This is a genomic window from Streptomyces sp. NPDC087270 (assembly GCF_044744625.1).
In the GTDB taxonomy this organism is placed as follows: domain Bacteria; phylum Actinomycetota; class Actinomycetes; order Streptomycetales; family Streptomycetaceae; genus Actinacidiphila.
In genome coordinates this window covers 76,051-101,072 of the sequence record NZ_JBIUYR010000015.1, presented here as the reverse complement: position 1 = coordinate 101,072, position 25,022 = coordinate 76,051, and the positions used below count along the sequence as shown (strand labels likewise).

The window sequence follows — 25,022 nt, the reverse complement described above, 5'->3', positions numbered from 1 at the left end:
GGCACTAGTGCCACAATCGGGCGTCGGCACATAAGTGAACCACCCTCTGGAGACCCGCGCATGAGCCCGTCCGGCCCGCCCGTACCCCCCGACCTGGACCGACCGCACTTCATCGGCATCGGCGGCGCCGGGATGTCGGGGATCGCGAAGATCCTCGCCCAGCGGGGGGCGCGGGTGGCCGGCAGCGACTCGAAGGACTCCGAGACCGCGCAGGCGCTGCGCGCGCTGGGTGCCACCGTGCACATCGGCCACGACGCGGCGCACCTCGCGCCGGACGCGTCGGCCGTGGTCGTGTCCAGCGCGATCCGCGCGGAGAACCCGGAGCTGGCCGCGGCCCGCGAGCGCGGCCTGCCCGTGGTGCACCGCAGCGACGCGCTGGCCGCGCTGATGGCGGGCACCGTCCCGATCGCGGTGGCGGGCACCCACGGCAAGACCACCACCACCTCGATGCTCGCGGTCGCGCTGACCTCGCTGGGTCTGGAGCCGTCGTACGCGATCGGCGGCGACCTGGACGCGCCGGGCTCCAACGCGCACCACGGCGGCGGCGAGATCTTCGTCGCCGAGGCCGACGAGTCCGACCGCAGCTTCCACCGGTACGCCCCGCAGGTCGCGGTGGTGCTCAACGTCGAACTGGACCACCACGCCAACTACGCCTCCCTGGAGGAGGTGTACGAGTCCTTCGAGGAGTTCGTCGGCAAGGTGCGGCCCGGCGGCACCCTGGTGGTCTCGGCCGACCAGCCCGGCGCGGTCGAGCTGACCGCCCGGGTCCGGGACATCGGCGGTCTGAACGTGGTGACCGTCGGCGAGGCCGAGGGCGCCGACGTCCGTATCACCCGGATCAACCCGCGCGGCCTGACCAGCGAGGTCAGCGTGCTGCTCGACGGCCGGATGCTCACCTTCACGGTGTCCGTGCCGGGCAGCCACTACGCGCACAACGCGGTCGCGGCGCTCGCCGCGGGCATCGCGGCCGGCGCCCCGGCCCGCAACCTGGCGTCCGCGCTGGCGAAGTACACCGGCGTCAAGCGCCGCCTCCAGCTCAAGGGCGAGGCCGCGGGCGTGCAGGTGATCGACTCCTACGCGCACCACCCGACGGAGATGGCCGCCGACCTGGCCGCGATCCGCCAGGCCACGACCACCGCCTCCGGGCCGGACGGCGCCTCGGCGGCCGGCGGCGGCCGGGTGCTGGTGGTCTTCCAGCCGCACCTGTTCAGCCGTACGAAGGAACTGGGCACCGAGATGGGCGGCGCGCTGGCCCTGGCGGACGCGTCGCTGGTGCTGGACATCTACCCGGCCCGCGAGGACCCGATCCCCGGCATCACCAGCGAGCTGATCGTGGCCGCGGCCCGGACCGCGGGCGCCGACGTGACCGCCGTGCACGACCGGGAGGCGGCCGTGGAGCTGGTGGCGGGAATGGCGAAGCCCGGTGATCTCGTTCTCACCATGGGGGCGGGTGACGTGACGGACCTCGGTCCCCTGATTCTCGCCCGGCTCGCCGACTGAGGCCGTCCGAGGCCGACTGAGGAGGTTCGCATGTCGCAGGATGCGCGCAAGTACCAGGTCGACAAGACCGACGAGCAGTGGCGCTCCGAGCTGTCGCCGCAGGAGTACGCGGTGCTGCGCCAGGCCGGCACCGAGCGCCCGTTCACCGGTGAGTACACCGACACCAAGACCGAGGGCGTCTACTCCTGCCGGGCCTGCGGCGCGGAGCTGTTCCGGTCGGACACGAAGTTCGAGTCGCACTGCGGCTGGCCGTCCTTCTACGACCCGGCCGACTCCGACGCGGTGGAGCTGATCGAGGACCGCTCGATGGGCATGGTGCGGGTGGAGGTGCGCTGCGCGAACTGCGGCTCGCACCTGGGCCACGTCTTCGAGGGCGAGGGGTATCCGACCCCTACCGACCAGCGCTACTGCATCAACTCGATCTCGCTGCGGATGGCCCCCGCCGAGAGCTGACCGCGCCCCCGCCGGCAGGCCCCCCCCGGTGACGGCCTGGTCCGCTCCCTCCCGCACCCCCGGGTCGTAAGGTGATCGGCACACACCGAACCGGGGGGATGGGCCGTGGACCACAGCACCGAGGGCACCGGAGCCGACCGCGGCACCGGGGCCGGGATCGAGACCGGCGGAGCGGCCGATCGCTATGACGTCCTGGTCGTCGGCGGGAGCGGCATCGACACCATCGTCCGGGTGGACGAGCTGAAGATCCCCGGCGGCGACTCGGTGTGGGTGCCGCCGGTCCGTGACTACGTCGCGCACACCGGCAACGGCGTGGCGCTGGGTTTCCACGCGCTCGGCCGCCGAACCAAGTTCGTGGACTTCCTCGGCGACGACGCGCCCGGCCGGATGATCCTCGACAAGTACGCGGCGGTCGGCCTGGACTTCGACCACCTGGTGGCCCCCGCCGGCACCCCGCGCAGCGTCAACCTGGTCGACGCCGAAGGCCGCAGGTTCTCCTTCTTCGACGGCCGGCACCCCGCCGACCTGCTCATGCCGCTCTCCTTCTGCGGCCCGTACCTGGACCGGGCCCGGCATGTGTACCTGGCCCGCTCGCACGTCAACCGCGAGCTGTTCGACGCGGCCCGCCGGCGCGGTGTGCCCGTGTCCACCGACCTGCACACCTGGGACGGCGCGGACCCGTCGGCCCACCCGTGGGCGTACGGCGCCGACTACGTGTTCATGAGCGCCGCCACCGTCAAGGAGGGGGTGGCCGACGTGCTGCGCGACATCGTCGCCCGCGGCCGGGCCCGGCTTGCGGTGGCCACCGACGGCGCCGACGGTTCGTACGTCCTGGACCGCGCCCGGCCCGACCTGGTCCGGCACATGCCCGCGGTCCGCCCCGAACGGCCGGTGGTGGACAGCAACGGCGCGGGCGACGCGTACGTCACCGCCTTCCTGCACACGCTCTTCGACGGCGGCGACCTCGACCAGTGCGCGCTGGCCGGTTCGGTCTCGGGGGCGTTCGCCTGCGGGCACCACGGCACCCACGAGGCGCAGATCGGGGCCGACGAACTGGCCGCGAGCTGCCTGCGGGCACGCGCGTCCGGGGCACCGGACGGGACGGCTGCGGCGGGCGATGCCATGGCGGACGGCGCCGCTGTCAGCGGGTGAGCCTGGCGGCCGGCCGGCGCGGCGCGAACTTCCACCCGACCGCCGTCGCCGGACGGCGACTTCAGGCCCGCGCGGTCCCCAGCCGGGCCACCGTCCGCACCGACCCGCCCAGCGCGAGGGCCGCCACGCAGACCGCCACCGCGAGCGCGGCCACCGGGTAGTGCACCGCGCCTGACTGCGACCCGTGCACCAGCGACGTCACGGCGGCCTGCGCGGGCGAACCGCTGGTCAGCAGCACCGCGCCCGCGCCGACCGCCGTGACCAGCACCGACCAGCCCGCCCCCGGCAGCAGCGGCGAGTTGGTCAGCGCGCCGACCGCCGTACCGAGCAGCACGGAGACCGCCGCGGCCATCAGCCCGGCCAGCAGCGCCGGCCCGATCGGGATGTCCGCCCGCATGTCGTCGGTGTGCGCGCCGCTGATCGCGGTGACCACCAGCGTGCCGACCAGCCCGAGCAGCCCGGACCCGCCCAACGCGGCCAGCAGCGCGCCGAGATGGGCCCGGCCCGGCCCCACCGCCGAGGCCGTGCAGGCCCGCGCGGCCGGCGGCTCGCCCGTCGCGCACACCCGCACCAGCCACGCGGCCACCGGCAGCAGCAGCGCGGCCGCGTACCCCAGCGAGCCGAGCAGCGCCTCACCGCCCGCGACGCCGATGGCCAGCACGGCGCCGTAGAAGATCAGCGGCGGCAGGAAGCGGTGCGAGCGCAGCAGCAGGTCGGCCTGGTACCGCACGAGCGCGCCGAGCCGTCGGTACGGCCCGCCCGCCCCCGGCACTGCGTCCACAGCCGGTACGGACCCGGCCGGTACGGGCCCGGCCGGTACGGACACGGGGGGCGCCTTCGCGGCGGGGACGGACCCGGCCGGTCCGGTCGCCGCGCGGATACCGGGCCGCGGCACGCCCCCGCCGCGTACGGCCTCGATGTGCCAGGGCGGCTCCGCGCCGAGCAGGGCCCGCAGCACACCGTCCGACGCCTCCGCCGGCACCTCCACCCCGATCCTCCCGCCGCCCTCCCGCCACGGCCCGAACGGCTCGACCGCGGGCGGCACTTCACCGCTCCCGGCGGCCTCGACGACGACGCGGCCCCCCGTGCGGTGCGCAGCCCCCGGCCGCTCACGGCCCCGCACGTCGGCCGCCCGGACCGCTCCGCCCGCCGTCACCGCGTACACCGCGCTCGCCTCCCCCGCCAGGCGGCGCGGATCGTGGTCGACGTAGAAGACGGTCGCGCCCGCGCCGACCCGTTCGCGCACCACGCCGTCGAGGACATCGCGGGCGGAGGTGTCCAGGCCGGTCCACGCCTCGTCGAGGACGAGCAACTCCGGGTCGGCGAGCAGCGCCTGCGCGACGGCGACCTTCTGGCTGGTGCCCTTGGACAGCTCGTCGAGCGGGGTCCCGGCGTACCCGGTGATGCCGAAGCGCTCCAGCCAGTACAGGGCACGGGCGCGGGCGGCGGCCGAAGGCAGGCCGCGGATCGCGCCGAGGTGGGTGAGGTAGCGCAGCACCGGGAACGGCAGCGCCGCGGGGAAGCGCTCGGGCACGTACGCGGTACCGGCGTCCGGCCGCCCGGTCAGGCGCCCGGCGGTCGGCGAGTCCACGCCCGCGACGATCCTCAGCAGCGTGGACTTCCCGCTGCCGTTGGCGCCCTCGACCCGCACCAGCGAGCCGCCCGGCACCTCCAGCGAGACATCCCTCAACACCCAGGGCCCGCGCACCCCGTAGCGCCGCCCGACCTGATCGAGCCGCAGCCCGTTCGTCTCCAGCACACCCCCATCCTGACCCACCCCGCGGGGGGCGCACAGGTCCGATGGGAGACTGGCCGGGTGAGCAGCCCCTTCCAGCACGAGGCGGTCGACCGCGACGCCGCGCCCCAGTACGTCCTGCCCCTGGTGGTCCGGATCGAGCGCGAGGCGCCGCCGGCCCGCACCGACGCCCTACAGACCGCGGCCCGGGCCGTCCTGACCCTACTGTCCGACGAGCGGGCGACCGACGAGGACGGCGAGTGGACGGAGGTGGTCCACGCCTGGCAGGACGCCCGCATCCGCAAGGTCGTACGGCGCGCCCGCCGCGGGGAGTGGCGCCGGGCCGAGGCCCTGCCGGGTATCACCGTGACCGGCGAGACCGCGGAGGTCCGGGTCTTCCCGCCGGTCCCGCTCGACGGCTGGCCGAAGGACCTGGCCAAGCTCCAGGTGTCCGGCACCGAACTCGACGACCCCGAGCCGCCCCCGCCCGCCGACCCGGCCCACCCCGTCCTGTGGATGGCACCCGACATCACCATGTCCGCCGGCAAGGCCATGGCCCAGGCCGGCCACGGCGCCCAACTCGCCTGGTGGGAGCTGTCCCCCGAGGAGCGCCGCGCTTGGCGGGAAACGGGGTTCCGACTCGCCGTGCGCACGGCAACCCCTGCGGCCTGGCGGGGCCTGACCGGGTCCGGGCTCCCCCTCGTCCGCGATGCGGGCTTCACCGAGATCGCTCCCGGGTCGGCGACGGTCATCGCGGACGTTCCGGCACTTCGGGGCTAGCCGGGCCCTTCGGGGTGGTGGGTCCGGCTGTTGAGGGGCCACCCGCCGGTGGGTGGCTTGTCGCGCGGTTCCCCGCGCCCCCAACGGGGCAGCCCGGCGGGTCCGTTCAGGCGAGCCCGGAGACGAGTTCGGCGACGGGGCGGCGGCGCCCCGTGTAGAAGGGCACCTCCTCACGGACGTGCAGCCGCGCCTCGGAAGCACGCAGGTGCCGCATGAGGTCCACGATCCGGTACAGCTCGTCCGCCTCGAACGCGAGAATCCACTCGTAGTCGCCCAGCGAGAAGGAAGCGACCGTGTTGGCCCGCACATCGGGGAAGCCCCGCGCCATCTTGCCGTGGTCGGCCAGCATCCTGCGACGGTCCTCGTCGGGCAGCAGGTACCAGTCGTAGGAGCGCACGAACGGGTAGACGCTGACGTACGCGCGCGGCTCCTCGTCCGCGAGGAACGCCGGCACGTGCGACTTGTTGAACTCCGCCGGCCGGTGCAGCGCCATGTTGGACCACACCGGGGCCAGCGCCCGGCCGAACGAGGTGCGGCGGAAGAGGTTGTACGCATCCTGGAGCGCCTCGGCGGTCTCCGCGTGCCACCAGATCATCAGATCGGCGTCGGCCCGCAGCCCGGACAGGTCGTAGGTGCCGCGCACGGTGACGTCCTTCGCGGCGAGCTGCGCGAACAGCTCCTCCACCTCGTCCGCGTAGCCGGTGCGGTCGGCCGGCAGCACGTCCTTGAGCCGGAACACCGACCAGAGCGTGTAGCGGATGACCTCGTTGAGATCCTTGGCCTTCTTGCCCGCGTTGGCGGGCCGGTTCTGGGTGGCGTCGGCCGCGGCTGCTGCTGCGGCGGAGTCGAGGGCGCGATCGGCGGTCGAATCGGTCATACGGCTATTCTCCCGCGCCGCCCGCGCCGCCCGGCACCAGGGTGGCCAGCACCTCGGCGGCGGCCCGGCGCCCGCTGCCGACGCAGGCGGGGATGCCGACCCCGTCGTACACCGCGCCGCACAGCGCCAGGCCCGGCAGCTTCGCGGCCTGCTCGCGCAGCCGCCGCACCCGGTCCACGTGCCCGACCGCGTACTGCGGCAGCCCGCCGTCCCAGCGGGTGACCCGGGCGGCGACCGGCGCGGCCCGCAGGCCCACCGCCTCGCCCAGGTCCTCCCGGGAGAGCCGGACCAGGTCGGTATCGTCCCAGGCGAGGTCGGCGGAGTCGCCGTGCCGCCCGACCGAGGTGCGCAGCACGAACGTGTCGCCGCCGGCCTCGTCGAGCCAGCCCCACTTGCGGCTGGAGAAGGTGGCCGCCTTGATCGTCCGGCCGTCCACCGGAGGCACCAGGAAGCCGCTGCTGAGCGGGAGTTGGAGCACGTCGCGGCGGCGGAAGGCCATGGTGACCAGCGCCATGCTCGCGTACTCGACCGCTCCCAGCTCGGCCGCGGCGGCCGGTGCCTCCTCGGCGAGCAGCGCGGCCGCGACGGGTGCGGGCGCCGCGATCACCACCGCGTCGGCGGTCAGCTCGCGGCCGTCCAGGCCGACCCGCCACTCGTGCGGGCCGGTGCGCCGCAACTCCCGTACGGGGGTGCCGGTCACGATCCTCACGCCCGCGGCGCGGCACGCGTCGGCCACCGCGAGCGGCAGCCGCCCGATCCCGCCGCGGATGCCGTTGAAGACCGGGCCGCCGGTCGAGGCGGCGGCCGCCTTGCGCTGGATGCCGCGGGCCGCCTCGATCAGCGAGCGGCTGTCGCGGGCGGCCGCGTAGAGCTGCGGTACGGCGGCGCGCAGCGAGATCTCGTAGGAGTTGCCCGCGTAGACGCCGCCGAGCAGCGGTTCGACCAGCCGGTCCACCACCTCGCGGCCCAGCCGGGCGGCGACGTAAGCGCCGATGCCCGTGTCCTCGCCGATGTCGGTGCGGGGCAGCACGTGGTCGAGCGGGATACGGGCCAGGCCCGCGGCCGTCAGCACCCCGGAGGCGGCGAGCGGGGCGAGGTCGCCCGGCACGCCCATCACATGGCCCTGCGGCATCGGGCGCAGCCGGTCGCGGGTCCACAGCGTGGCGCCTCCGACGGCGGGCGGCTGGAGGTCGTCGGCGAGCCCGACCTCGCGGGCCAGCCGCACCGCCTCGGGCCGCCGGGCGAGGATCGACTCGGCGCCGAGGTCCACCGGGGCGCCGGCGATCTCGTCGGCGTACAGCTTGCCGCCCAGCCGCTCCGCGGCTTCCAGCAGCGTGACCTGGGCGCCGCCCTTGGCGAGGTCCAGGGCCGCGGTCAGTCCGGAGATCCCGCCGCCGACCACCACGACCCGCCCTGGGACCCGCGCCGGGCCGTCCGCGGCGCCACGCCCGTCGCCCTGATTACCTCGGCTGTCCCGGCCGTCACGCGTCTGGCTCATGGCTCCACTGTCGCAGACGCCGGAACGAGTTCCGAACGTGACCCCTTCGGAACCGCGCGCCTGAAACCCGCCGCGGGCCGGGCCCGTCCAACCGTCGATCGCGACCCAACAGCCCTGACACCGGGGGGATTTGATGACCCACACGCAGATCTGGCGAAGAACGGACCGGGCTCGGCCGCGGCGCCTCGGGCGCAGGGGCGCGGCCGGTCTCGCGCTGCTGCTGGCCGCGGCCGTGGCCGTCGGGGGGTGCAGCGCGTCCAGCGGCAGCGACTCGTCCGGGGCGAAGTCGGCGGACGCGGGAGTGAAGCGGGCGGCCGACGCGCCCTTCTCCGCGGCGTCGACCGCGCCCTCCGGCGCCACCGGCTCCGGCAGCACCGACTCCGGGGCCGCGCACGGCAGCGCACCCGGCGGCACGCCGACGGGCACGCCGACGCCGGCCAGCTACCTCGTGCGCACCGCGACCCTCGGCGTCCGCACCCCGCACGTGCAGGACCAGCTCGCCAAGGCCCGGCAGTACGCCACCCGGGCCGGCGGTTACGCGGGCGACGAGACCACGACGGTCGACGCGAGCGGCCGGGCCACCTCCACGATCCAGCTCAGGGTCCCGCCGGACGCGTACGACACGGTGCTCGCCGAACTCGGCGGGCTCGGGCGCCTGCTGGAGCGCAAGGTGAGCGTGGCGGACGTCACCGGGCAGGTCGTCGACGTCGGCAGCCGGATCAAGTCGCAACAGGCCAGCGTGGCGCGGGTGCGGGCCCTGATGGACAAGGCGACCGACCTGGACGACGTGGTGAAGCTGGAGAGCGAGCTGAGCACTCGGGAGTCGGCGCTCGAAGCGCTCGAAGCGCAGCAGACGTCGCTCAGGTCGCGTACCGACCTCGCGACGATCACGCTCAAGCTCTCCGAGCCGCCGGCCGCTCCGGCGCGGGCGAAGCCGCACCACCCCAGCGGCTTCTGGACCACCGTCGGGCACGCCTTCGGCACCGGCTGGCACGGGTTCCGCGTGGCGGTGCGAGGGGTGCTGGTCGCCTTCGCGGTCGTCCTGCCGTTCGCCGCGGTGATCGCCCTCGGGTTCCTGGCATACCGCCTCGTGCGCCGCAAGGTGGTGCGCAGGGCGCCCTGATCCGCGGCGGCGGGGGTCCTGCCGGTTCCGGGTGCCCCCGCCTGCGAAGGGGGCACCCGGGCGGGTCCGCTACCGCTCGGTCGAGGTGTGGACGTACTCCACGAGGCGGGTGATGGCGTCGGGGTCGGTGCTGGGGAGGACGCCGTGGCCGAGGTTGAAGATGTGGCCCGTGCCGGACGCGCGGGCCGCTTCGAGGACCTCCGCGGCCTTCGCCTCGACCGCGGCGCTCGGGGCGAAGAGCACCGAGGGGTCGAGGTTGCCCTGGAGCGCCTTGCCGGGGCCGACCCGGCGGGCCGCCTCGTCCAGGGGCACCCGCCAGTCGACGCCGACCACGTCGGCGCCGGCCTCGCCCATCAGCCCGAGCAGCTCCCCGGTGCCGACGCCGAAGTGGATGCGGGGCACGCCGTAGCCCCCGATGGCGTCGAGGACCCTCGCGGAGGCGGGCATGACGTGCCGCCGGTAGTCCGCGGGGGCGAGGGCGCCGACCCAGGAGTCGAAGAGCTGCACCGCGGAGGCACCGGCCTCGATCTGCACCTTGAGGAAGCTCGTGGTGATGTCGGCGAGCCGGTCGATCAGGTCCCGCCACAGCTCGGGATCGCCGTACATCATCGCCTTGGTGCGCTCGTGGTTGCGCGAAGTGCCGCCCTCCACGAGGTAGCTGGCCAGGGTGAAGGGCGCGCCGGCGAAGCCGATCAGCGGGGTGGCGCCGAGCTCGCCGAGGAGCAGCCCGATCGCCTCGGTGACGAAGGAGACGTCGTCGGGCTCCAGGTCGCGCAGCCGGGCGAGGTCGGCGCGGGTGCGGATCGGTTCGGCGATCACCGGGCCGAGTCCGGGCTTGATGTCGACGTCCATGCCGATCGCCTTGAGCGGCACCACGATGTCGCTGAAGTAGATCGCCGCGTCCACGGAGTGCCGCCGCACCGGCTGCATGGTGATCTCGGCGGCGAGTTCGGGCCGGGTGCAGGACTCCAGGATCGGGATGCCCTCGCGCACCTTGTGGTACTCGGGCAGCGACCGCCCGGCCTGGCGCATGAACCACACCGGGGTGTGCGGCACGGACTCGCGCCGGCAGGCGCGGATGAACGGGGAAGCAGCGGTCTGCTGGTGCACACTCACACCCCGTATCCTCCCACGCCCCGGAACACCGCCGCGCCCGGCCGGCGTTTCTCCGTCGCCGCACCCACCTCCTTCGGCAGCACGCCGTGACACAAGGGGTGTTGGTGCGGGCGTGCGGCTGGGTGGCGGCCTAGTCTTCCGGGCATGGCTGCGGTTCACGGGCACTCGCCGGACGAGGCTCCCTTCTCCTTCCGGCGCGCGGTGGACGGTCTGCGGACCGCCCGGGCCCGCACCGAGGTACGGATCGAGGAGGTGCCGGCGCCGCGCCGGCTCGCCTCGTACGCCTTCGCGCTGGAGGCGACGGTGCTCGCCGACGGGGAGGAACTGGCCGACGGCCGGCTGGTGCTGCTGCACGAGCCGGACGGCCATGACGCCTGGCACGGCGAGTTCCGGGTGGTCACGCTGGCCCGGGCCGAGCTGGAGCCGGAGATGGCGGGCGACCCGCTGCTGCCGGAGGTGAGCTGGTCCTGGCTGACCGGCGCGCTGGCGGCCCGCGGCGCGGCCTACCACGAGCCGAGCGGCACCGTGTCCCGCGCGTCCTCGCACTACTTCGGCGGCCTGTCCGAGCGCAGGGACGACACGCAGATCGAGATCCGCGCGTCGTGGACGCCGTACGACCGGCCGGGCCTCGGCGGTCCGGACACGGCGGCGCACCTGGTGGCCTGGTGCGACCTGCTGTGCGCGTGCGCGGGCCTGCCGCCGACCGACGGTCCCGACCCGTCCGGGCGGCCGGTGAGCGGCGTGGTGCCGCTGCCGAAGCGCAGGACCTGACGGTCCGTCCCGGCGCTGTTCGATCGGCCGTCCGATTTGCCGGAATTGTTCTCCAACAAATCGTGATCTTTCCCTAAAGCCGGGAGCAAATGCTGCCGAAGGAGACTGTGACCGTTTCAGTCCCCTTTGCACAGGAGGCCCGGTGTCCGTTCTTCTCGAGCAGCCCACGAGCCTGGTCGCCTACCGTCCCAGCAAGCCGACGGCCATGGTCGTCGTGGCCGATCCCCGGGTTCGCTCCACTGTCACCCGACACCTGTGGGCGCTCGGAGTCCGGGACGTGATCGAGGCTTCCTCCATCGCCGAAGCCCGCCCCAGGGTCGGCAACCCGCGCGACATCTGCGTCGCCGACGTCCACCTGCCCGACGGCTCCGGCCTCACCCTGCTCGCCGAGACCCGCGCGGCCGGCTGGCCCAACGGCCTGGCGCTCTCGGCCGCCGACGACATCGGCGCGGTGCGCAACGCACTGGCCGGCGGCGTGAAGGGCTATGTCGTCACCGGCACCCGCAACACCGCGGGCGCGCTGGCCGGCCGCCCGGGCCTGGCCCCGCTGGGCGCCACCGCGGCCCGTATGCAGCGCCGCCCGCCGGGCGTGCCCGGCCACCCGGGCGGCTACCGCGAGCTGTCCGGCCGCGAGGTCGAGGTGCTGCGGCTGGTCGCGGAGGGCCAGTCGAACAAGGCGATCGGGGTGTCGATGGGCCTGTCCGCGCTCACCGTCAAGAGCCACCTGGCCCGGATCGCCCGCAAGCTCGGCACCGGCGACCGGGCCGGCATGGTCGCGGTGGCGCTGCGCACCGGCATCATCCACTGACCCCGGGACCCGTCGGGGGGGGGGGGGGGGGGGGGGGGGCGCGCCGGGCGCCCCCCCCCCCCCCGCCCCCCCCCCCCCCCCCCCCCCCCCCCCCCCCCGCCCGCGCCCCCCCCCCCCCCCCCCCCCCCCCCGCGGCCTGCCGGACACCGCCTCGACACCCCCCGTCCCCGGCCGTGACGTCGGCCGGTCGGCAATCGTGCTGCGACGGAGATCCACCACGGCGGCTCACCACGGCTACCCTTGACAGGTGACCGACGCCAGAGAGACCGCAATCCAGGAATCATCGGCGCCGGTCCCGCTGCTGGACCCGCGCGAGGGAATCCCGCCGGTGACCGCCAGCCCGGAGGCCCTCGCAGAAGTCGTCGCGGCGTTCGCCGCAGGTTCCGGTCCGGTCGCCGTCGATGCCGAGCGCGCCTCCGGCTACCGGTACGGACAGCGGGCCTATCTGGTCCAGCTGCGCCGCACCGGGGCAGGGACCGCGCTGATCGACCCCGTCGGATGTCCCGACCTCTCGTCCTTGGGCGAGGCGCTGGACGGCACCGAATGGGTCCTGCACGCCGCCACCCAGGACCTCCCGTGCCTGTTCGAGCTGGGCATGCGGCCGAGCTCCCTGTTCGACACCGAACTGGCCGGACGGCTGGCCGGGTTCGCCCGGGTCGGCCTGGGCGCCATGGTGGAGAACGTACTGGGCTTCACGCTGGAGAAGGGCCACTCCGCGGTCGACTGGTCCACCCGGCCGCTGCCGGAGCCGTGGCTTCGGTACGCGGCACTCGACGTGGAGCTGCTGGTCGACCTGCGCGACGCCCTGGAGGAGGAGCTGCGCGGCCAGGGCAAGCTCGACTGGGCGCTCCAGGAGTTCTCCGCGATCGCCGCGGCCCCGCCGCCGCCTCCCCGGGTCGATCCCTGGCGCCGTACCTCCGGCATGCACAAGGTGCGCCGCCGCCGGCAGATCGGCATCGTGCGCGAGCTGTGGCAGGCGCGGGACCGTACCGCCCGCGAGCGGGACGTCTCCCCCGGGCGGGTGCTCACCGACGCGGCGATCGTCGCCGCCGCCCTGGAGACGCCGCCGAACGTCCACGCGCTCGCCGCGCTGCCCGGTTTCGGCCATCGGATGGGCCGCCGCCAGCTCGAGCAGTGGCAGGCCGCGATCGACCGCGCCCGGGCCCTGCCGGAGCGCGAACTCCCGCAGCCCACGGCCGCGTACACCGGCCCCCCGCCGCCGCGCGCCTGGGCCGACAAGGACCCGGCGGCCGCCGCCCGGCTCTCCGCGGCCCGCGCCGCGGTCTCCGCGCTCGCCGAGGAGCTGAACCTCCCCCAGGAGAACCTGGTCACGCCGGACACCGTCCGCCGGATCTGCTGGGCGCCGCCGTCCTCGATCACCCCCGAGGCCGTCGCGGACGCCCTCGCCTCCCTCGGCGCCCGGCCCTGGCAGGTCGCCCTCAACACGCCCCTGCTCACCCAGGCGCTCACCACCCAGCCGCCCTCCCCGGCCGCCGAATAGCCCTCGACACGACCTCCGAGTAACCCTCAGTAACACCCGAACCGCCGTCCACCGGACGGCTCTTCGGTGTGACCTGCGCCGCATGCCGGGGTAGGAGTAGGCACATGGGTTACCCATGAGTAGCATTGGGTGCGTCAGACGCGTCCACTCCTCGGAGTACGTCCACCCGCACGGTCACCATCCACCCGGGTTCGCCGGTGAGCGAGCCAAAGGGCGCGCCGGTGTCGAAAGTGGAGGAGCGACAAGCGAGGAACGAGCGCGGGAGCGACGACCGTCGACACCGGGTCGAAGCGCCCGGAGGCGAGCGAACACAATCAAAGGGAGCATCGTGCCTCGTACCGCGAGGGAGGTCGTCTTCGTCGACGGCGTCCGCACCCCGTTCGGCAAGGCGGGCCCGAAGGGTATCTACCACGAGACCCGCGCCGACGACCTGGTGATCAAGTCCATCCGCGAGCTGCTGCGGCGCAACCCCGGCCTCGACCCGGCGAAGGTCGACGAGGTCGCCGTCGCGGCCACCACCCAGATCGGCGACCAGGGGCTGACCCTCGGCCGTACCGCCGGCATCCTCGCCGGACTGCCCACCACCGTGCCCGGCTTCTCGATCGACCGCATGTGCGCGGGTGCCATGACCGCGGTGACCACCACCGCCGGCGGCATCGCCTTCGGCGCGTACGACGTGGTGCTGGCCGGCGGCGTGGAGCACATGGGCCGGCACCCGATGGGCGAGGGCGTGGACCCCAACCCGCGGTTCGTCTCCGAGAAGCTGGTCGACGAGTCCGCGATGTTCATGGGCATGACCGCGGAGAACCTGCACGACCGGTTCCCGCAGCTCACCAAGGAACGCGCCGACGAGTACGCCGTCCGCAGCCAGGAGAAGGCCGCGAAGGCGTACGCGAACGGGAAGATCCAGCAGGACCTGGTGCCGATCGCGATCCGCCGCACCGACCCGGAGGTCGGCGAGACCGGCTGGGGGCTGGCCACCGCCGACGAGCCGATGCGGCCGGGCACCACCCGGGAGCAGCTCGCCGGGCTGAAGACGCCGTTCCGGCCGCACGGCCGGGTCACCGCGGGCAACGCCGCCGGGCTCAACGACGGCGCCACCGCTTCCCTGCTCGCCGCCGAGGACGTGGCCCGCGAGCTGGACCTGCCGGTGAAGATGCGCCTGGTGTCGTACGCCTTCGCGGGCGTGGAGCCGGAGGTGATGGGCATCGGCCCGATCCCGGCCACCGAGAAGGCGCTCGCCAAGGCGGGGCTGGGCATCGACGACATCGGCCTGTTCGAGGTGAACGAGGCGTTCGCGGTGCAGGTGCTGTCCCTGCTGGACCACTACGGCATCGCCGACGACGACCCGCGGGTCAACCAGTACGGCGGCGCCATCGCCTACGGCCACCCGCTGGCCGCCTCCGGGGTGCGGCTGATGACCCAGCTCGCCCGGCAGTTCGAGGACCAGCCGCAGGTGCGCTACGGCATCACCACCATGTGTGTCGGCTTCGGCATGGGCGGCACGGTCATCTGGGAGAACCCGAACTTCGACGGGAGCGGCAAGTGAGTTCCACCGCAGATCTGCTGAAGGGCGCGGCCGAGCTGTTCCCCGGCGAGGTCGTCACCGACGCCCAGGTGCGCCACATCGACCTGCCGGGGGCGGGCCGGTTCGCGCTGATCACCCTCGACAACGGCTTCGACCACACCAAGCCGACCACGCTCGGCCCGCAGTCGCTGGCGAACCTCGACGCCGCCCTGGACCAGGTCGAGAAGGAGGCCGCGGACGGCGAGATCGTCGGCGTCGGCGTCACCGGCAAGCCGTTCATCTTCGCGGTCGGCGCCGACCTCAAGGGCGTGGAGCTGCTGAGGCGGCACGAGGACGCGCTGGCCATCGGCCGCGGCGGCCACGACGTCTTCAAGCGGTTCCAGTCGCTGGCGGTGCCGACCTTCGCGTACTACAACGGCGCCGCGATGGGCGGCGGCGTCGAGATCGGCCTGCACTGCTCCTACCGCACGGTCTCCGCGTCGGTGCCCGCGTTCTCGCTGCCCGAGGTCTTCCTCGGCCTGGTACCCGGCTGGGGCGGCTGCACCCTGCTGCCGAACCTGATCGGCGCCGACCGCGCGGTGACCGTCATCATCGAGAACTCACTCAACCAGAACCGCCAGCTCAAGGGCGCCCAGGTGCACGAACTCGGCATCGCCGACGCGCTGTTCGAGGCCGCGGACTTCCTGGAGCAGTCGCTGGCCTGGACCGCGGCGGTGCTCAAGGGCGAGCTGGAGGTGGTCCGCACCGAGGTCGACCGCGGCGAGGCGTGGGACCAGGCGGTGGCCCGCGGCCGGTTCATCGCGGACGGCAAGGTGCACGGCGCCGCGCCTGCCGCGTACCGGGCGCTGGACATCATCGCCGCGGCGAAACACGGCGACCTGCGCAAGGGCTTCGAGGCCGAGGACACCGCGCTCGCCGACCTGATCATGGGCGGCGAACTGCGGGCCGGCATCTACGCCTTCAACCTGGTGCAGAAGCGCGGCAAGCGCCCGGCCGGCGCCCCCGACAAGTCGCTGGCCCGCCCGGTGACCAAGGTCGGCGTGGTCGGCGCGGGCCTGATGGCCTCCCAGCTCGCCCTGCTCTTCGTCCGCCGTCTCGAAGTGCCGGTCGTGCTGACCGACATCGACCAGGCGCGGATCGACAAGGGCGTGGGGTACGTCCACGGCGAGGTCGACAAGCTGCTCGGCAAGGGCCGGATCGGCCAGGACCAGGCGAACCGGCTGAAGGCCCTGGTCACCGGCCACCTCGACAAGGCGACCGCGTTCGGCGACGCGGACTTCGTGATCGAGGCCGTCTTCGAGGAGATGGGCGTCAAGCAGCAGGTCTTCGCCGAACTGGAGGCCGTGGTCCGGCCGGACGCGATCCTGGCGACCAACACCTCGTCGCTGTCGGTCTCGGAGATGGCCGCGAAGCTGGAGCACCCGGAGCGGGTGGTCGGCTTCCACTTCTTCAACCCGGTCGCGGTGCTGCCGCTGCTGGAGATCGTCCGGGGCGAGGGCACCGACGACGCGTCGCTGGCCACCGCCTTCGCGGTGGCGAAGAAGCTGAAGAAGACCGCGGTGCTGGTCAAGGACGCGCCCGCGTTCGTGGTCAACCGCATCCTGACCCGCTTCATGGGCGAGATCCAGAACATCATCGACGAGGGCACCCCGGTGGCGGTCGCGGAGAAGGCGATCGAGCCGCTCGGGCTGCCGATGTCGCCGCTGGTGCTGCTGGAGCTGGTCGGCCCGGCGATCGGCCTGCACGTCTCCGAGACGCTGCACGGCGCCTTCCCGGACCGCTTCACCGTCTCGGAGAACCTCGCGGCCGTGGTCAAGGCCGGCAAGCGCGGCTTCTACGTCTACGACTCGGGCGCGCCCGAGCTGGACCCGGAGGTCGCGGCGCTGCTGAAGCAGGGCGACTCCGTGCTCAGCGAGGAGCAGGTGCGCGCGCGGGTGCTGGACGCGGTCGCGCAGGAGATCGGGCTGATGCTGGCGGACGGTGTCGTGGCCGAGGCGCAGGACGTCGACCTCTGCCTGATCACGGGCGCCGGCTGGCCCTTCCACCTCGGCGGGATCACCCCCTACCTCGACCGCGAGGGCGTCTCCGAGCGGGTGAACGGCAAGCCGTTCCTCGCCCCCGGCGTCGCGAGCGTCCCCGCGTAGCAGACCCCCATGACGAACGTGCCCGGCCTCCTCGACGGAGGACCGGGCACGTTCGTTGCCACGGCACGGGCCGAGGCCGTCGGGAAGCCGGGGGCGCCACACCCTGACCGGCCGCACACCCTGACCGGCCGCACACCCCGACCGGCCGCACACCCCGACCAGCCGCGGACGCGGGCTCGTCCCGCACGCGCACCTCACCGCGCGCGGCCGGACGCGCTCAGGACGTGAGCAGTGCCACCGTCAAGTCGCGGACCAGCGCCTTGCGTTCGTACTCGTCGAGCTGGCCGAGACCGCGCTCGGAGATCCCGCGCAGCGTCTCCCCCACCGCGCCCAGCACGTCGTCGAGCGCGGCCTTGCGGCGCTTCGCGTCGACCGCCGCGACCCGGGCCCGCCGCATCGCGGCGGCCAGTTCGGGCGCGTAGTCGATCCGGACCGGGGTGGCCGAGAAGACCTCGACGCCCACCGCCCGGACCTCGGCCGCGATCAGCCGGGTCAGGTCGTCGGCGACGCGCTCGCACTCCCGCAGCGTGGGGCGCTCGCCGCGGAAGTCGTCCACCGGGTACCGGGCGGCGACACGGGCGACGGCTGCCTCGACCGCCTCGCGCAGGAACCGGCCGTGGTCGCGGACCGCGTAGACGGCTCTCGCGGTGTCCCGCACCCGCCACACCAGCAGCAGTTCGACCCGCAGCGGGGTGCCGTGGGCGTCCACGGCGTCGATCGGGCGGCTGCGCCAGTGCCGCAGCGTCACATCGACATGGCGGCGGTGCAGCAGCGGGCTGATCCACAGCAGCCCGGTGCCGCGTACGGTCCCCCGGTACGACCCGCAGCGGCTGAGCACGCGGACGCTGCCGGGGCGGCCACGGGCGAGCCCGGACAGCGCCAGCAGCACGACGGCGGCGAGCGGGACCAGGCCCGCCCACAGCGGCCCGCCGGCCCCGGTGCGGGGCGAGCGCGGCAGCAACGGCCCGTCGAGCCAGGAGGGCAGGGCGCCGGCCCGCCACAGCAGCGCGGCCGCGGCGCAGGCGGCGGCGAGTGCGGTGAGGACCGCGACCCAGCCGGGCAGGCACGGCCCGGGCCGCTCCACGAAGGTGTCCGGGAGCGCGCGGCTGGCGTGCTCGCCGCCGCCCGGCGCCTCTCGGTCCGGCTCGGTCTCGCGGGCCTGCCAGGGCACGGTGCCGGCGGGCAGCGCCATCGTCGGGGCGGTGTCCGAGGTCCGGGCGGTGCCCGCGGTCGGGGTACGGGGCCGGGCCCGCGGGGGCGTCGGCGGGTCGCTCGGTCCGGGGGCGGGGAAAGCGCTCGGCGCGGTCACGTGAACAGTCGCCTCCAGGTCTCGGGGCCGGGTCGGCCGTCCGCGTCACGCCTCGACCAGCCCAGGGCACGCTGGAACGCCTCCACATTGCGCCGGTCGGCCTCGGACCAGGTACGGCTGGGGCCGACCCGGTAGTGCGTGCCGAAGCCCTTGGCGACCAGGCGGGTGCCCAGGGCCAGCACGTCGGCGCTGCTGCGGCCGGGACGGAAGGCGCCCTGGCCCGGGTAGTGCGGCGCCGACACCGGGCCGGGGCCGGGCAGGGACGCCGGGCCGGGGCCGGGCGCGCCGCCGCCGACGGCATGCGCGGCGGTCGTCCCGGCCGTTGTGGCGCCGGCCGTGGTCACGGACCCGGGCGTCCCAGCCGAGGAGCCCACAACAGGCGCCGTCGCCGTAGTCGCGGCCGTCACAGACCCGGCCGTCGCAGCCGAGGCGCCCACAACAGGCACCGCCGCCGTAGTCGCCGTGGTCACGGACCCGGCCGTCCCAGCCGAGGCGCCCACAACAGGCGCCGTCACCGTAGTCGCGACCGTCACAGACCCGGGCGTCCCAGCCGAGGCGGTCACGGACCCGGGCGTCCCGGGCGTGGCGGTCACGGACCCGGGGGTCCCGGGCGCGGTCGTCGTGGTCGCGGCCTGCGTGCCGGTCGGCGCCGTCGTGCCGGTCGGCGCCTTCTTCGCGGGGGTGCCGCCGATGTCCTTGCCGCGGTGGTCGGTGAGGTACTTCCACGTGGTGGGTCCCGGCAGGCCGTCCGCGTCCGCGCCGGTCCAGCCCTGGGCGCGCTGGAAGGCCGCGGTGGCCCGGGCGTCGGCCTGTCCCCACTTCGGCCCGGGGCCCACCCGGTAGTAGCCGCGCGCGCCGCGGCCGACGAGCATCCTGCCCAGCCGGGTGACGGACGCGTTGTTCGCCCCGGGGCCGAACGCCCCGCGCCCCGGGAAGGCGGCGCCGGACCCCGGGGGCTCGCTCTTGGCGGCCAGGTACTTGTCCCGGTAGGGCACGTACTTCGCGGAGTTCGACCAGTACGCGTACGGGATGCTCCGCACTCGGGTGCCGGGCATCGTCTGTTCGTACCCGGTGTACTCGGTGCGGGCGTCGTCGACCCAGCCGCCGAAGAGCACGACATGCGAACCCTTGACCGGGTCGGCCGCGTTGTCGAAGAGCAGGACGTCGCCGGGCCGGAGCTGGGTCTTGGTGATCCGCACCGCGTAACGGGCGAGGTCGCCGGTCCAGGCGTTGGTGTTCAGACCCCAGGCCATCGACACGAAGCCCGAGCAGTCCTGCCGGTAGCCGTCCTTCCAGTACGACGTCATGCTGTACGGCACCTTCGCGGACACCCAGGTCTCGGCCCGCTCCAGGATCTGCGCGCGGGTGAGCGCCATGGGCCCAGCGGCGACGGCACTCGCCGTGGCGGCGGTGCTCGTCGCGGCGGCGGCTCTCGCCGTGGCGGTCGCGGCGGGGGCCGCGCATACGGTGGCGCCGCCCAGCGCGGTGCCGACTGCTGCGGCCGCGACGACCGCCCGCGCCGCGCTCCCGACGGGGGCGGCGCTGTCACGGGCCGCCGAAGCGGCCAGTCTGCGGCGCGCGCAGTCCTCGCAGCCGCAGCTCGGCAGGGGCTCGACGTCCTCGAAGACCGGTATGGACACGCGCACCACTCCTCCACGATCAGGCGTCACACGCCTACATGCCTTCATTACCCGATTTCGCCTGAAAGTTGGCAAAGCGGGAAAGCTGTTTGACCGAAGGTGTGAATCGTCGTGATCGCGGGGAGCTCCCCACCGGAGCCGAACTCACCGGAAAGCACGGGAGAACACCGGGCGACCGCGGGGAAACGACACGAGCCGCCGGGCGTTGGACGCCGGGCGGCTCGTGTCGGGCGGTGCGCGGGTGCGGGTCGCGCCGGACGGCGCGGTGCCCGACGGAGTGTCAGCTCAGGGTCGGTGAGGCGCTCGGGGTGGCCTGCACGGCGATCACGCGCTTGGTCTCCTTGTTCACCATGGAGCGCAGCTTGTCCGGGGTGAGCGAGGTGCGCACGTTCTTGACCTGCTTGCCGTTGATCTCCAGCGCGGGCAGCTGGCCGAGACCGGAGCGGGCGAAGTCGGCCTGCGACTTGATCACCCAGCCCTTGTGGTCACCCTGCTCGATGCACGGCTCGAAGTTGGCCATCTTGATCTTCTTGGCCTTGTGGGCGAGCGTCTTGATCAGCTTCTCGTTGCCGAGGTCGTGGCTGTGCGGGTCCGGCTGGTGGTCCCAGATCTCCTGCACGAACTGCGTGAAGCGGCCCTGGTCCTGCGCGCAGGCGGCCGCGTTGGCGGCGTACTGCGAGCTCTTGCCGCCGTACGTCGCGTCCGAGGAGGTGACGAGCTGGTAGTGGATCTGGACCTGGCCGGTGGTGAGCATCTGGCGCAGGACCGCTTCGTACTCCTCGGCGAACGCCTTGGAGTCGGGGCTGCGCAGGTCCTCGTAGATGGTGACGGTGACCGGGATGGCCGGGCGCACCGCCACCTGGAGGTTGGGGCCGCTGCTGGCGCTGGGGCTCGGGCTCGCGGTGCTGCTCAGGCTCACCGGGCCGGTCGGCACCACCGCGGGCCCGACCGCGCCGGTCGGGGCCGACACCTTGTCGTCCTTGGAGGCGCGCACGTGCGCGCCGATCAGCGCGGAGCCGCCGAAGACCACCACCACCGCCATGATGCCGACCGCATAGGGCCGCACCTTGGCGAGCGGGCCCTTCCGCTTCTTCTTCGCCGGCGCCGCCGCACCGCCGCTTTTGCCGGGTCCCTTGGACTCCGTCATGACTACGCCACCTCGATCGTCCCGCACTGCTCTCGCGCATTTCTACCACCGGTCCGGCCCACCCCGGAAAACGGGTGGCCCGGCGGTCGGTTGCCCCGACGGCCGGGGGCTCCGGCGGTCGGCGGCGCGGACTCGGGTCGGTCGGCACGGCGGGCCCGGGGCGGGCCCGAGGCGGGCCCGGGGCGGTCAGTCGCGCCGGGCGAGCCTGCTGTGGCTGCGGCCGTACCCGAAGTAGATCGCGAAGCCGACCAGCATCCAGCCGGCGAACCTCAGCCAGGTCTCCACGCTGAGGTTGATCATCAGCCACAGCGACGCGCACACCGACAGCACCGGCAGCACCGGCACCCAGGGGGCCCGGAAGGCGCGCGGCAGGTCAGGACGGGTGTGCCGCAGCACGATCACGCCGATGGCGACGACGATGAACGCGAAGAGCGTGCCGATGTTCACCATCTCCTCCAGTTGCCCGACGGTGAAGAGCCCGGCGATCAGCGCGACGATCACGCCGAGCAGCACCGTGGTGCGGTACGGGGTGCCGAACCGCGGGTGGACCCGGGAGAAGGCGCGCGGCAGCAGGCCGTCCCGGCTCATCGCGAAGAACACCCGGGTCTGGCCCAGCAGCAGGATCATCACCACCGAGGTCAGGCCGACCGCGGCGCCGAAGCTGATCAGGCCGGACCAGAAGGGCGCCCCGACCGCCTTGAACGCGCTGGCCAGCGGGGCGCTGGTGTCCAGTTCCGAGTACTTCTGCATGCCGGTGACCACCAGCGACACCGCGACGTAGAGCACGGTGCACACCACCAGCGAGCCGAAGATGCCGCGCGGCATGTCCCGCTGCGGGTGGCGGGTCTCCTCGGCGGCGGTGGCCACGATGTCGAAGCCGATGAAGGCGAAGAAGACCACCGCGGCGCCGGAGAAGATCCCCATCACGCCGAAGGACGACGGGGTGAAGCCGAACATGACCTGCACCAGCGGCGCGTGCAGGTCCGAGCCGCCGCTGGTGTTCGGCTTGGACGGCGGCAGGAACGGCGAGTAGTTGCTGCCGGTGATGAAGAACAGCCCGGCGAAGATCACCAGCAGCACCACGGTCACCTTGACCGCGACCACCAGGCCGGTGACCCGCGCCGACAGCTTCATGCCGGCCATCACGATGGCGGTGAGCACCAGCACCAAGCCCGCCGCGAGGATGTCGAAGCCGTAGTGGCCGCTGGAGTGGCTGAGCTGCTGCGGCACGGTGATGCCCACGTTCGACAGCAGGTTCCGCACGTATCCCGACCAGCCGCCGGCCACCACGCCCGCGCCGAGCGCCAGTTCCAGCACCAGGTCCCAGCCGATGATCCAGGCCGGCAGCTCCCCGATCGAGGCGTAGCTGAAGGTGTACGCGGACCCGGCCACCGGCACGGTGGAGGCGAACTCGGCGTAGCAGAGGGCGGCGAGGCCGCAGACCACCGCGGAGGCGATGAAGGCGAGGGCGATGGCCGGGCCGGCGTACTGCTTGGCGACCGAGCCGGTCACCACGAAGATGCCGGTGCCGACAATGACGCCGACCCCGTAGACGATCAGGTCGAGCGCCGACAGCTCCTTTCGCAGTCCGTGCTCGGGGTCCTCGGTGTCCGCGATGGACTCCTCGATCGTCTTGGCACGGAACACCCCTTGCCGCCGCGTCGTCGCCTCACGCGTGCCGGAGTCCACGAGCGCACCTCCATCGGATCGTCGCACCGCCCCGGTCGGTCCCGAGGCGGTGCTCGTTACTCCACTCCGGTGGATCGCCTCACCCGTAAAGGCGCGCCTAAGCGTCCCTCCACGGTGCAGGGGGTCCACCCCTGCGGGTGAACCCCCTGCATGTGTCGCGGTGCGCCCGCGCGGCGGCTCGCGCCCCGGCCCGGCCGGTGTACGGCGGCCCGGGGGCCGGCGTACGGGCCCGGGCCGGCGTACGGCCGCGGGCGGTCAGTCCTGGCTGACCTCGTCGGCCGCGTCGGCCGTGGCGACCGCGCCCGCGCTGTCCGCCTCGTCGGCGAACCGTCCGTCGATGGTGGCGACCACCCCGGTGACCTGGCGGGCGATGTCCGGCGCGGTGAGCCCGATGGCGGCCAGCACGTCCTTGCGGGAGCCGTGCGCCAGGAACTGCGGCGGGATGCCGAAGTCCCGCAGCGGCACGTCCACTTCGGCGTCGCGCAGCGCCTGGGCGACGGCCGAGCCGACGCCGCCGACCCGGCCGTTGTCCTCGACGGTGACGACCACCCGGTGCCGGGCGGCCAGCGCCGGCAGCTCGGGGTCGACCGGCTTGACCCAGCGCGGGTCGACCACGGTCGTCGTGATGCCCTGCGCGTCCAGCAGCGAGGCGATCTCCAGGCACATCGGGGCGAGCGCGCCGACCGAGACCAGCAGCACGTCCGGGCGCTTGGTCCCCTCGGCGGGGGCGCGCAGCAGGTCCATCCCGCCGATCCGGCCGACCGCGGCGACCGCGGGGCCGACCGCGCCCTTGGAGTAGCGCACCACGGTCGGCGCGTCGTCCACCTCGACCGCCTCGCGCAACTGCGCGCGGACCTGGTCGGCGTCGCGCGGCGCGGCGATCCGCAGGCCGGGCACCACCTGGAGGATGGACATGTCCCACATGCCGTTGTGCGAGGCGCCGTCGCTGCCGGTGACGCCGGCCCGGTCCAGCACGAAGGTGACGCCGCACTTGTGCAGCGCGACGTCCATCAGCACCTGGTCGAAGGCGCGGTTGAGGAAGGTGGCGTAGACCGCGAAGACCGGGTGCAGGCCGCCGGTGGCCAGGCCGGCCGCGGAGGTCGCGGCGTGCTGCTCGGCGATGCCGACGTCGTAGACCCGCTCGGGGAACGCCTTGGCGAACTTCGTCAGGCCCACCGGGTGCAGCATCGCCGCGGTGATCGCGACGATGTCCTCGCGCTCCTTGCCCAGTTCGAGCATCTCGTCGCCGAAGACCGAGGTCCAGTCGGCGCCGCCGGCCGCGACCGGCAGCCCGGTGTCGGGGTGGATCGGGCCGATGCCGTGGAAGCGGTCGGTCTCGTCGCGCTCGGCCGGGGTGTAGCCGCGGCCCTTCTCGGTGATGCAGTGCACGATGACCGGGCCGCGGAAGCGCTTGGCGCGCTGGAGCGCGGACTCCACCGCGTCGATGTCGTGGCCGTCGATCGGGCCGAGGTACTTCAGGCCCAGGTCCTCGAACATGCCCTGCGGGGTGACGAAGTCCTTCAGGCCCTTCTTCGCGCCGTGCAGCGTCTCGTAGAGCGGCTTGCCGATCAGCGGGGTGCGCTCCAGCACCTCCTTGGTGCGGGCGAGGAACTGCTCGTACCCGTCGGTGGTGCGCAGGGTGGCGAGGTGGTTGGCCAGGCCGCCGATGGTCGGCGAGTACGACCACTCGTTGTCGTTGACCACGATGACCAGCGGGCGGTGCTTGGCGGCGGCGATGTTGTTCAGCGCCTCCCAGGCCATGCCGCCGGTGAGCGCGCCGTCACCGATCACGGCGACCACCCGGTCGTCGCGGTCGAGCAGCTCGTTGGCCTTCGCGAGGCCGTCGGCCCAGCCGAGCACGGTGGAGGCGTGGCTGTTCTCGATCACGTCGTGCTCGGACTCGGCGCGCGAGGGGTACCCGGACAGGCCGCCGGTGCTCTTGAGCTTCGCGAAGTCCTGACGGCCGGTGAGCAGCTTGTGCACGTACGCCTGGTGGCCGGTGTCGAAGAGGACGCGGTCGGCGGGCGAGTGGAAGACCCGGTGCAGCGCGATGGTCAGCTCGACCACGCCGAGGTTCGGGCCGAGGTGGCCGCCGGTCTTGGAGACCGCGTCGACGAGGAAGTCCCTGATCTCCTCGGCGAGTTCCACCAGTTGCTGCGGGCTGAGCCGGTCGAGGTCGCGGGGTCCGTTGATACGGGTCAGCAGTGCCACCCGTGCCTCCTCTTCCTAGCGCGCACTTGTCCGTCGCGGC

General features: G+C 73.9%; 19 protein-coding genes. 10 read left to right on the top strand and 9 right to left on the bottom strand.

Translation table 11 applies throughout. The annotated features are described in order from the left end of the window. Positions 1-60 precede the first annotated feature (60 nt). The 3 genes from murC to ACIPAE_RS27265 all read left to right on the top strand — a co-directional run bounded on the left by murC (position 61) and on the right by ACIPAE_RS27265 (position 3,105). On the top strand, positions 61-1,500 hold the full coding sequence (murC, locus tag ACIPAE_RS27275; protein WP_402448602.1) for a UDP-N-acetylmuramate--L-alanine ligase: 1,440 nt from the start codon (positions 61-63) through the stop codon (positions 1,498-1,500). A 30-nt stretch (positions 1,501-1,530) separates the two neighbouring features. After that, positions 1,531-1,953 carry a peptide-methionine (R)-S-oxide reductase MsrB gene (gene msrB / locus ACIPAE_RS27270; protein WP_328470477.1) on the top strand — a complete coding sequence of 141 codons (423 nt, stop codon included), beginning with the start codon at positions 1,531-1,533 and terminating at the stop codon, positions 1,951-1,953. Positions 1,954-2,058: 105 nt separating this feature from the next. Then, positions 2,059-3,105: a carbohydrate kinase family protein gene (locus ACIPAE_RS27265; RefSeq protein WP_402448599.1), complete on the top strand. Its 1,047-nt coding sequence runs from the start codon at positions 2,059-2,061 to the stop codon at positions 3,103-3,105. A gap of 61 nt (positions 3,106-3,166) precedes the next feature. Here ACIPAE_RS27265 and ACIPAE_RS27260 read toward each other — a convergent pair whose 3' ends face one another. Beyond that, positions 3,167-4,864 carry an ATP-binding cassette domain-containing protein gene (locus tag ACIPAE_RS27260; RefSeq protein ID WP_402448597.1) on the bottom strand — a complete coding sequence of 566 codons (1,698 nt, stop codon included), beginning with the start codon at positions 4,862-4,864 and terminating at the stop codon, positions 3,167-3,169. Positions 4,865-4,921: 57 nt separating this feature from the next. On the opposite strand from ACIPAE_RS27260, the gene ACIPAE_RS27255 reads away from it, so the two are divergent. Continuing rightward, entirely contained in the window at positions 4,922-5,620 is a 699-nt protein-coding gene (locus tag ACIPAE_RS27255; RefSeq protein WP_366414000.1) for an aminoacyl-tRNA hydrolase, read from the top strand. 106 nt (positions 5,621-5,726) lie between these two features. On the opposite strand, the gene hemQ is transcribed toward ACIPAE_RS27255, so the two are convergent. Together hemQ and hemG are read right to left on the bottom strand one after the other, a co-directional pair. Then, positions 5,727-6,497, bottom strand: a complete 771-nt coding sequence (hemQ, locus tag ACIPAE_RS27250) for a hydrogen peroxide-dependent heme synthase (protein ID WP_402448595.1) — start codon at positions 6,495-6,497, stop codon at positions 5,727-5,729. Between the two features lie 4 nt (positions 6,498-6,501). After that, the gene (hemG, locus tag ACIPAE_RS27245) at positions 6,502-7,995 is read right to left on the bottom strand and encodes a protoporphyrinogen oxidase (protein WP_402448592.1); all 1,494 of its coding nucleotides are present in this window, start codon (positions 7,993-7,995) and stop codon (positions 6,502-6,504) included. 133 nt (positions 7,996-8,128) lie between these two features. On the opposite strand from hemG, the gene ACIPAE_RS27240 reads away from it, so the two are divergent. Continuing rightward, a complete protein-coding gene (locus ACIPAE_RS27240; protein WP_402448590.1) occupies positions 8,129-9,118 on the top strand; it encodes a DUF4349 domain-containing protein in 990 nt (329 codons plus the stop codon). 69 nt (positions 9,119-9,187) lie between these two features. On the opposite strand, the gene hemE is transcribed toward ACIPAE_RS27240, so the two are convergent. Then, the gene (gene hemE, locus ACIPAE_RS27235; protein ID WP_402448766.1) at positions 9,188-10,243 is read right to left on the bottom strand and encodes a uroporphyrinogen decarboxylase; all 1,056 of its coding nucleotides are present in this window, start codon (positions 10,241-10,243) and stop codon (positions 9,188-9,190) included. Positions 10,244-10,378: 135 nt separating this feature from the next. Here hemE and ACIPAE_RS27230 point away from each other — a divergent pair, with 135 nt between their 5' ends. From ACIPAE_RS27230 to ACIPAE_RS27210, 5 genes are all read left to right on the top strand, one after another. Beyond that, positions 10,379-11,005: a DUF3000 domain-containing protein gene (locus ACIPAE_RS27230; RefSeq protein WP_329363834.1), complete on the top strand. Its 627-nt coding sequence runs from the start codon at positions 10,379-10,381 to the stop codon at positions 11,003-11,005. Positions 11,006-11,147: 142 nt separating this feature from the next. After that, complete coding sequence (locus ACIPAE_RS27225; protein ID WP_103884949.1) at positions 11,148-11,813, top strand: response regulator transcription factor; 666 nt, start codon at positions 11,148-11,150, stop codon at positions 11,811-11,813. A gap of 247 nt (positions 11,814-12,060) precedes the next feature. Then, positions 12,061-13,314 (top strand): ribonuclease D, encoded by a 1,254-nt coding sequence (locus ACIPAE_RS27220; RefSeq protein ID WP_329363838.1) that lies wholly within the window; start codon positions 12,061-12,063, stop codon positions 13,312-13,314. A gap of 328 nt (positions 13,315-13,642) precedes the next feature. Continuing rightward, entirely contained in the window at positions 13,643-14,863 is a 1,221-nt protein-coding gene (locus ACIPAE_RS27215; protein ID WP_329363840.1) for an acetyl-CoA C-acyltransferase, read from the top strand. Further along, positions 14,860-16,986: a 3-hydroxyacyl-CoA dehydrogenase NAD-binding domain-containing protein gene (locus ACIPAE_RS27210; RefSeq protein ID WP_402448585.1), complete on the top strand. Its 2,127-nt coding sequence runs from the start codon at positions 14,860-14,862 to the stop codon at positions 16,984-16,986. The genes ACIPAE_RS27215 and ACIPAE_RS27210 overlap by 4 nt, the downstream gene beginning before the upstream one ends. A gap of 217 nt (positions 16,987-17,203) precedes the next feature. On the opposite strand, the gene ACIPAE_RS27205 is transcribed toward ACIPAE_RS27210, so the two are convergent. The 5 genes from ACIPAE_RS27205 to dxs all read right to left on the bottom strand — a co-directional run bounded on the left by ACIPAE_RS27205 (position 17,204) and on the right by dxs (position 24,982). Then, positions 17,204-18,295 (bottom strand): SPFH domain-containing protein, encoded by a 1,092-nt coding sequence (locus ACIPAE_RS27205; protein WP_402448583.1) that lies wholly within the window; start codon positions 18,293-18,295, stop codon positions 17,204-17,206. Beyond that, positions 18,292-19,935, bottom strand: coding sequence for a peptidoglycan-binding protein (locus ACIPAE_RS27200; protein ID WP_402448582.1), 1,644 nt, complete (start codon positions 19,933-19,935; stop codon positions 18,292-18,294). Before ACIPAE_RS27200 ends, ACIPAE_RS27205 begins: the two co-directional genes overlap by 4 nt. 280 nt (positions 19,936-20,215) lie before the next feature. Next, on the bottom strand, positions 20,216-21,082 hold the full coding sequence (locus ACIPAE_RS27195) for a thioredoxin domain-containing protein (protein ID WP_328470448.1): 867 nt from the start codon (positions 21,080-21,082) through the stop codon (positions 20,216-20,218). Between the two features lie 186 nt (positions 21,083-21,268). Continuing rightward, complete coding sequence (locus ACIPAE_RS27190) at positions 21,269-22,771, bottom strand: amino acid permease (RefSeq protein WP_366414441.1); 1,503 nt, start codon at positions 22,769-22,771, stop codon at positions 21,269-21,271. Between the two features lie 255 nt (positions 22,772-23,026). Continuing rightward, positions 23,027-24,982: a 1-deoxy-D-xylulose-5-phosphate synthase gene (gene dxs / locus ACIPAE_RS27185; protein WP_329363849.1), complete on the bottom strand. Its 1,956-nt coding sequence runs from the start codon at positions 24,980-24,982 to the stop codon at positions 23,027-23,029. Positions 24,983-25,022: the final 40 nt, after the last annotated feature.